Origin of the sequence: Phormidium pseudopriestleyi FRX01 (assembly GCF_017313335.1) — a bacterium.
Taxonomy (GTDB): Bacteria; Cyanobacteriota; Cyanobacteriia; order Cyanobacteriales; family Laspinemataceae; genus Laspinema; species Laspinema pseudopriestleyi.
In genome coordinates this window covers 1-7,849 of the sequence record NZ_JAFLQW010000490.1, presented here as the reverse complement: position 1 = coordinate 7,849, position 7,849 = coordinate 1, and the positions used below count along the sequence as shown (strand labels likewise).

General features: G+C 49.0%; 2 protein-coding genes. One reads left to right on the top strand and one right to left on the bottom strand.

Annotated elements, in window-relative coordinates:
- Nucleotides 1-201: 201 nt before the first annotated feature.
- Nucleotides 202-5,262 carry a PAS domain S-box protein gene (locus J0895_RS18735; RefSeq protein WP_207089525.1) on the bottom strand — a complete coding sequence of 1,687 codons (5,061 nt, stop codon included), beginning with the start codon at nucleotides 5,260-5,262 and terminating at the stop codon, nucleotides 202-204.
- Nucleotides 5,263-6,773: 1,511 nt separating this feature from the next.
- Here J0895_RS18735 and J0895_RS18730 point away from each other — a divergent pair.
- Entirely contained in the window at nucleotides 6,774-7,499 is a 726-nt protein-coding gene (locus tag J0895_RS18730) for a response regulator transcription factor (protein ID WP_207089524.1), read from the top strand.
- Nucleotides 7,500-7,849: the final 350 nt, after the last annotated feature.

Below are 7,849 nucleotides of genomic sequence, written 5' to 3'. Positions count from 1 at the left end.
GCTAGGGTTAACCCCCCACTTTCAAAGGTAACATCTGTATAAATCTGCCCCACAAAAATGAATCGGACACTTTTCAAAAGAAGCGAGAGGCAGAAAGCTCCTTACTACTAATTGGGAGATTTCTGGCTCCCCCTCCTCAATGGTCTTATCATCATAATTTAGACGGGCTATATCTAGGAAGAGTTTAATGGGGGGATTGCCCTAATCAAGCTCAGAGATAGAGCGAGGGATTTGAATCGAGAAAGTCGAACCTTCATTAAGCTGACTTTCTACCGAAATCGTTCCCTTCATCAGGCGAACTAAAGACTCACACAGAGCTAACCCTAAGCCGGTGCCGGAATATTCGCGAGTGGTAGTTTGATCGCCTTGGCGGAAGGCTTCAAAAATATCATTAAGCTGTTCGGGAGGAATGCCGATGCCGGTATCTTTGACCAAAATTTCCACCCAATCTGGGGAAGGATTGAAGACTGAAACTACCACCCCGCCAGAGGTGGTAAACTTAATCGCATTAGAAATCAAATTGGTAACCATCTGTCGCAACCGTAAGTGATCGCCCACAACCCGGGAATTATCCAAAGTGGAATCAAACTGCAAAGTTAAATTCTTGTGTTGGGCAAAAATTCGCAATTCTTCACAGGTTGCACTGACTAATAAATCTACTTCAAACTCTTCTAGCTTAAGTTCAGAATGACCCGCCTCAATTTTAGACAAATCGAGGATATCATCAATTAAAGTGAGTAATTGCTTGCCATTATTGAGGATTCGTTCCACCATTTGTTTTTGCTGAGATGCCAAGGGATGGCGGCGTCCACGCAAGAGGACCTGAGAAAAGCCCAGAATAGAATTCATCGGAGTCCGCAGTTCGTGAGACATGGTGGCTAAAAACTCAGATTTGAGGCGAGATGCCTCCCTCAGTTGGCAGTTTTGACGTTCAATCTGCTGACGTTTGGCCTCTAGTTCCTGATTTTGACAAGCCAGAGTATGATTTTGAGTTTGTAACAGTTGATCTCGCTCCTCTAAAATTTCGATAGAGCGAGCATTGTTAATGGCGATCGCCGCTTGTTCGCCCACCGCCGTGACCATTTGACGGAGGTCCTCCACCTCAAAGGCCACCAAATCTTCCCAATTGCCCACGGCGAGTACCCCCAAACGTCCTGCTCGCGCCGACTCAATCGGCACGGCATACACACAAGCGGGTAACTCTCCGGGAAGAATTTTGGTCTCGGAATCGGTCGTCAGTCCATTGAGAGAATGGCATCGCAACAGAGACTGACCCGTAGCAAATACCTCGGACAGTAAAGAATCCTTGGTTTTCAAAGGAATTCCGATGGGTAAATTTTGGGTACCGGTGCCAGCAGTCGCCATTAATTCCAGCCGATCGAGTTGGCGATCGTGAAGGACAATCAGGCAAAACTGGGCCTTGGGGATGGCCTCGCAGACGGCTTCTACCATCAGTTGTAACAACCGGGGTAAATCAGCAATCCGCTGATTCAGCAAATTGGCCAACTGTTGGAGGGTACGCAATTGGCGTTGTCGTTCACCTAAAATACAGACCGTCTTGCGGAGGTTTTCTCCCGTCTCCCGAGCTTCCCGGTAGAGGATGGCCTTTTCCAGGGTCATAGCACCCCGCCGCACCAAATCTTCAACCAGAGACAGCTCACTTTGGCTATAGGCAGCATCTCCTTCTAAACGAAGACGACGAGAACTCGGCTGATTGCCGCGCATGAGGAGAATGGAACCAAAGGTGCGATCGCCGAAGCAGATCGGCAACCAGAGATCCGCCTGACAATCGAGCGATCGCAACAGTTCCAGATGTTCTTGATCCTCAGCGACTGCTGCCAGTTCATCATCAGTAATCCCCAAACAAAACTCTGCCCCATTCTGCCGTTCTCCCCAGTCTGATCGCGACTGTGAACGGCGAATCTCCATCAGTTGTTGCCAATAGCTGTACCGACCCCCACCATTCACCGGGTAGCGATTTTGCAACGCCCAAACCGTCGATTGCTTTGAAGGGTCCAAACAAGCTACGGTCACACAATGATAGTCTGCGTCCGATGACCCGATGGGTCTCGTGCCATTTTCCATGACATTGATCGCGCACCAATCGGCAAACCGAGGCACTAGCAGTCTCGCCAAATTCTCCAGAGTAGTTTGGTAATCCAGGGATGCGGTGAGGAGGGTAGTCGCTTCTGCTAAAAAGGAGCGGGATTCGGCAATCCGCTGGCGTTCCTTACTCAGGAGGGTTTTCGCCGCCTCCGCCACTTTGCGGGCTAACTGTTCGCGCAGGAGCAATTCATCTTTGAGTTGTCGTGCATTGTCGAGTTCGAGACGTTGCTTGCGGACTAAGCGCTCTAGGTCATGATTGAGTAGGTTGACTTTTTCTTCCTTATCCTTGCGTGGGGTAATATCGCGGGAAACGGCGATCGCTTCAGATTCCCTCCCTAACCCTGGGTTATGGGCAGATCCCAGAGTCGTTTCTAACCAAATATAGGCCCCATCTTTGCGCCGATGGCGATAGATCACTGGATCGGTCGGTGATTCCCGGGTTATGTCAGTAAAGATGCGGTTGACGGCAGTCACATCCTCGGGATGAACGAACCCATAAATACTTTGCCCAACCAGTTCCTCGGGTTCATATTCCAACAGGGAACGACTAGCGCTAGAGGCATACAGATAAAGTCCCTCGGGACTATGGCGAGCAATTAAGTCCTGGGACTGTTCGACCATGAACTGATAGTTGGGGTCGTTAAGTTCCCTAGGATAGTCTTGATCTTCTGTAAAATTGTCAATCTCCTGGAGGTAGACAATCACAGTACAAGGATAGCGCCCCTCCTGGTCACAATCGCTATCAAATAAGGGCTGAAGCTTGAGGGAGACCCAGGTGAGGGTGTCATCGGGTTGGCAAATCCCCACGATGGTATTGGATTGCGGTTCTCCCGTATTGAAGGTAATGGCGACGGGATGGCGATCGCCTTCAACGGGTGAACCATCGAGGAAGATGCTGGAATAGCCAGCATCTTGATACGAGCGTCCGATCAATTCCCGAACACTTAAGCCTAAAATTCGTTCTGCACTGGGATTGCAGGTGGTGAGAATCCCATCGGCATCATAAATGAGCACCCCTTCGTCCCCAGGGGTTGTGTCGGACCCTTGAGGATCACCCGGTCCCTCACTGAAGGCGGGTTCTGACCTTTTTCCTTGCTCACTACCCCCTTCCATCTCGGTGCGATAGTCAATGCTATCGTAAAGGGGCTCCCTATCCCTACCTGGATAGTTTTTCTGGACCCTCAGATTCTGCTGGGTTGGGTTCTCCTCGGGGTCTGGGGAGTTTTGGGGAGAGGGTGAGGCTCCAAAAGGCTGGGAAACGCTCTGTGAGCAGTTGTCTGGGGTTGGTTTGCGGTTCTGGTTCAAAGAGATTTTGTCACTCCCATCCAGAAGCTGAGATTTTCCCATCCGGTTCTGGGATGGTGAAACATCAATCTCTTTGAAAGGGTGGGATAAGAAGGAAGAAACGGACTCCGGGCGATCGCCGGGTTTCTCCCTTGTGGGTTGCTGGGATGCGGCGGCAGCAGAACTGCGATCGCGATTAGATTGGCTATGGCGATCGGTCTTTTCGGCTCCAGTTACCAGGTTGGCGCGGTTCTGGAGTGAGGGTTTTGGGCGATCGCATCGGGTATTTCCAGAACCATCAGTTGGGTAGTTCCAGCACTCTGAAGACAGCTTTTCCAGGGTTTCTGATGCTTGCTGGATTATCCCTTCTAGCAAGCCTAGTTCATAAGCATTCAAAACCGATCGCCCTTCAGGGACGACAAATAGCAGTCCCACTTTCTGAGCATCGCCCTTCCCGACCACCGGAAATAGGAGCAGGGACCCCAGTTCCGTGACTGGGACTTCATAGCCTTCCCCTTCCGGTAAGGCGATGGACCAAACCACCGCTTCTGGGGAAGGCGATCGCAAATTCTGATCCGGGAATGCTTTCAGCAGTAGGCTTTCTAACCGTTCCCACAGGGAATCCGCTAGGAGGCGATGGCAATTCATCACCCCTTGCAATTCCCCCGACTGGTCCCAAAGAAGACCGGCGATATGATAGGGGCTAATTAAATCCAGGGTTTGGAAGAGGTTAGCGAAATCCTCCTCATTTTCTATGCGTGGCAGTCTTTGAGTCTCGGAGTCATCCAGGGATTCCGGGTCCGTTGTCTGGGGTGAATTGGGGAGATTCAGAGGGAGTTTGCGATCGCGTTGGCTCAGTTGAGCATTGAGCAGGCGAACTTCTTCCTGGGTTTCTGCATAGAGGGTAAAACAGGCTTTTTTTCGCTGTTTCCGTTTCGTAATATCCCGCATCAGGGTCACCGCCCCTAATTTCATGCCCCCAGGATTAAAAATGGGATGACTATTAGCCAGCATGATCCGGGGTTTTCCCGTTTTAGGAGTCAACACTAATTCTTTTTCTGATGGCGTTTCCGTCTGTAAGGCGTACCATAGGGGCAACGTTTTCGGGGAAGTTGAGCTGGGGTCTACAGCTTCAAGGTTTTTCTGGGAATTACCAATAGAAACCCCACTCGCTGAACGGGAGGGGTCCGGTGTCCCTGGAAATTGTTCCCCTGTGGGACCGGATTTAAAAGCGCTCTGCGGGAGGTTCTGTTCTGCTAATCCATATAATTCTTGTGCCGCCTGATTAAAAATTTGGATGGTTCCATTGGTATCCCCGGCAATAATGGCTTCCGAGCAAGAGGCAATGAGATTTTCTAGGAATTCTTGTTTTTCTTGGAGTTGAAGTTGGGTTTGTTTGAGGCGATCGATATCCATAAAAGTTCCCTGCCATCCCACCACCTCGCCCTTTTTACCCATAAGGGGAAGGGCTTGGACGAGCATCCATCGATAGATGCCGTCGCTTCCTAACAAGCGCAGTTCCATTTCACAAACCGAAACCCCTAAGCGTTTTTGAGTAAGCTCCGTAGGGGTTTCTGAGGAGGATAATACACGATGCCAAATCGGTCTATCTTCCAGGTGGATGGCTTGCAAAAAACCACCGGCCAAGGAAACCTCCGGGTCCATCCCCGTATAGGTTTGCCAGGTTGGGTTTAATTCAGTTATGGTCCCGATCGCATCCGCTTTCCACAGGATTTGTCCCTCCAGGCCAATCGCTGAAGTTGCGAACCGAGTGGGTAAATCGTTTACCAGGGGTTGCTGCGTTGAGTTGACAGGGGTTAGATAGTGGCGAGGTCTTCGGTTATTAAATTGAGGATTGGTAGGGTTATTCATCTGAGTTGACTCCATCCCGATTGTTATAAAAGTTGGTAAATTGTGGGTCTATTGGAGGGGTTGGCTGATAGGATTATCGTAATTAGGTTGTTGATTTTTAGGGTTTTTTAAGATAAGGTTCAGAGAATTTATCGCACTTTCAATAAAATTTCTTTATTACGGATGGAACCTTGGCTGACTAAGGGAATAATCATACATGAATTGACCCCAATTTTTATCCCTTGAGTATCAATCTGTTTACAGAATTGGCCCGGACCTCATCCCAATTTGATAAAATCTTAAACAAAACGGTATAATTGACCCAGAACAACTCGGAGAAGGGTCTGTAAGAGCCTGAACCCGGAGTAATCGGGTGGAAAGGCTACCCGGAAGATGGGGCAGGAAGATCCCCGAGTTACGGAAAGTTTTGCCCCCACTGCTTCTATCGTTCTACGGAGGCATAGGACTATTGTCTGTACAAAAAAACACTCCATTTCTTCCCTTTGAATGGCTGCCCTCGGGATAGAAATCGAGCAGTTACTTGGGACAGTTCAATGGTCCAATTAGCCAGGACCCTTAAGAAAATTGATAAAATAATAAAGTTTAGAGACCTCCATTGTGTCAATTCGGGAATCCCTTGTCCATTGCGGCTTAAATAATTCAATGGCGATGCTTAACACCAAAAAGGACTCAATAACTGTAGTGTTAGATAATATAAATGTATCTGGGTCAGGTGCTGATTACCTCTATCAATAGGCGGAATTCGCTCTGGGAAACGAATTCATCCAGTCGAAATGGAGCCGAGGTATCCCCAGAACCGAGTCAAAGAACCCCAGGGATGCTCCCCAGAGGATCACTCAGTTTTCCCCTTCAATCCAGGGAGGCTCCTGGAGTGGAACGGCAATCATTTGGAAACCCCCGGCAGGCTTCCCCCTAGGCTAATCTTGAAGGGGATACCCAGAGCCTATTGAGCAGCGGAATTGTGGCAAGAATCAGCAGCGGAAAACGACCCGCGAGGGAAAAGGTCCCCAGAGTGGGAAGCATTTTGATAAACTGGTTTGAGAGACCTCCTGTTTACGGGCCTCGGATTGATTTTGACCGTCCTGGTCGTCACAAACGTGGCCTAAAATTGTTAAACTTTTGTTTTCCCTTGTGGAAGAAAGTTCTATCAAAAGTCAGCACCCCTGCCGACTGGAAGGGGTTTCGGGTAACCATCCGGACTTAAATGCTCAAGAGTGTCAAGCCGTTATTGAGTACAGAATGGAAGAATAACCCCTAGGACGCTGGTACAGTATTGGTTAGAAACCCGGTTTTTCAGAAAATTTCTGCCCTGAAAGGTCCCAAGAAAGGCCCAAAAACCCGGTTTCTTGTCCCTGGGATCTAAAACTGTAGCAATGCCCCTAGTTCAGCGGACAGAGGCGCGGTGTTTGAAGTGGCACAGACGGGTTTCGGAGCGTTCCCGGGATGAGATCCCTGAAAAAAACTCTCCAAATTCTGGCTGTAAACGACGGGTTTAAGACCCTTTTTAATAGATGAGTGAAATTCGCGTTGCTTTAGTTGAAGACCATGACCTGACTCGGATCGGAATCCGAACGGCTTTACAACAATCTGATGGAATCGTTGTTGTCGGCGATGCCGCCAACGGCACTTCTGGATTGAAATTGCTGATGGATACAAAGCCGGATATTGGAATTGTTGATATTGGGTTACCGGATATTGATGGAATTGAAGTGACCCAGCGACTGCAACAAGCACAAGCGGCTCAAGGACAGAATCCCAAAACCAAAATCTTGATCTTGACCTTTCAGGATAATGAAGATGCGGTTCTGGCGGCATTTGCTGCTGGTGCAGATTCTTACTGCATGAAGGATATTAGCTTTGAGGAATTGCTGGGAGTGGTTCGCCTCACATACGAAGGTAACTCCTGGATTGATCCGGCGATCGCCGGAATCGTCCTCAAGCAAGCCCGCACGACGAATACCAAAACCACCCTAGGCTCTCAGAAGAAAGACACGGTAACGATTAAGGCTCCGGAACCGGAATATAGCCAGATTATTGAAGCTTATCCTCTGACGGAACGAGAACTAGAAGTTTTAGAACTGATTGTCCAAGGATACAATAATGCTGAAATTTCCGAAAAGCTGTACATCACTGTGGGTACGGTGAAAACTCACGTTCGGAATATATTAAACAAGCTCTGTGCGAATGACCGCACCCAAGCTGCTGTTTTGGCGTTGCGCTCTGGATTAGTGGGATAATTGGATGGTTTAGGGGGTGATGGGGAGGGATTTGAGGCTGAGGAAGGGGGAGTTTTTATGGCGATCGCCCAGGTTCTTTGAGAACTGGTAGTCCCCGAATCGATCTACCTTCGGATAGAGGTATAGCGCCCTGGGGTCTAGTAACCTAAAGATATTCCTCAGTCAAGAACTGGACAGTTTTAATCCTCGCAATATCGCGGTTAAACTCCGTGACCACAACACGCACTGAACGGAATACCGTTACAGTGCGGGCTTCTTAAGAAATTAAGGAGCGTGTCATGAGCCTGAGTAATTCGTTAAGCCAGGATTACTACGTTACTCCAGAATATATAGGCACTTTGGGATGTAGG

Coding starts and splice junctions, on each gene's coding strand:
- J0895_RS18735 (WP_207089525.1), bottom strand. CDS start 5,262: ATGAATAACCCTACCAATCCTCAATTTAATAACCGAAGACCTCGCCAC.
- J0895_RS18730 (WP_207089524.1), top strand. CDS start 6,774: ATGAGTGAAATTCGCGTTGCTTTAGTTGAAGACCATGACCTGACTCGG.